Annotated in this window: 2 protein-coding genes; both read right to left on the reverse strand. The window is 61.3% G+C overall.

The genetic code is table 11. From position 1 onward, the window contains the following. Positions 1-711 (reverse strand): class I SAM-dependent methyltransferase (locus H5U08_RS19730; RefSeq protein WP_297037166.1); only part of this gene is annotated, 711 nt, incomplete at its 3' end. Beyond that, positions 701-1,024 (reverse strand): HAD family hydrolase (locus tag H5U08_RS19735; protein WP_297037164.1); only part of this gene is annotated, 324 nt, incomplete at its 5' end. The genes H5U08_RS19735 and H5U08_RS19730, both read right to left, overlap by 11 nt.

The raw sequence follows: 1,024 nt of genomic DNA on the forward strand, positions 1-1,024 counted from the left end.
AAAATGCGGGGAAGGGAGGGCAGTGGCAGAGGGAGGGGCCTGCGCGACAAAGTACTCGGCAAACCCCACGGCATCCCACACCACGCTCGCCGGGATGTAACCGCGGAGAACGATTCCCGCCAGCATGTAGCAGGGCAGAAGGAGGACCCGGCGCCAGAGGAATCGCCTCCCGGCCCTACGAATGAGGCACCGATGTTCCCGAGCTATTTCCATCAATCGGGGTAAAAAGACCAGGGTGCGGTGGGTGGGATCATCCCAGAAGTTGAGGCATCCGCGGATGCCAAACCATCCGTGGCGGGCGGGAGGAAAGCGGAGGGACCGAGCCGAGGGGACCTCCACGTAGAGCAGGCCGCCGGGACGCAGTTTGCGCAGCAGGCCTTCGAACACTTCGACCGGTTGCCATAGATGCTCCAGCACGTGGGAACAAAAGATCACGTCATAAGCGGCGTCGGGGATGGCATCGAGGGCCGCCGGCTCATCGAGATCGAGCAGGAAAAAACGGTCCATGGCTGACTCGTCCGCGGCGTCTCGATTCCACACCTGGCAATCCACTCCCTCGTATCGGCAGGAGGGAAAGTACCGTTTCGTGAGGGAAGGACTGTGGTTGCCGCAACCGATGTCGAGGACGGCGACCCCGGGCCGGGAAAGAACCTCACGCACGGCGAGGAAGCGGTGCGGGTATTCAAACCAGACATAGATGTCACGCAGCATTTTCAAGAAAATATTCCTTTCGCGCATGGCCACTGCTTCTGGACACGATTCCAAGGCATTCGATCAATTCCGAAAGATGCGTGATGCGCCAGTCCGGCGGGGCTTCCGGGAGATCGGCGTGGTTGCGAAAGTAACCGTCGTATCGCGCGATGCGGACGGTCTTCATACCCAGTCGTGCGGCACCCCAGATGTCCCTGCGCGGGTGGTCGCCGACAAACACCGCTCGTGAGGGATCGGTTTTCAACGTGCGGCAGGCAGTCAAAAAGGGCAGCGGGTCGGGTTTCCAGAAAGGGCGGCCCAGATCGTCGGTGCA

Origin of the sequence: Thermogutta sp., from assembly GCF_014359955.1 — a bacterium.
Taxonomy (GTDB): Bacteria; Planctomycetota; Planctomycetia; order Pirellulales; family Thermoguttaceae; genus Thermogutta.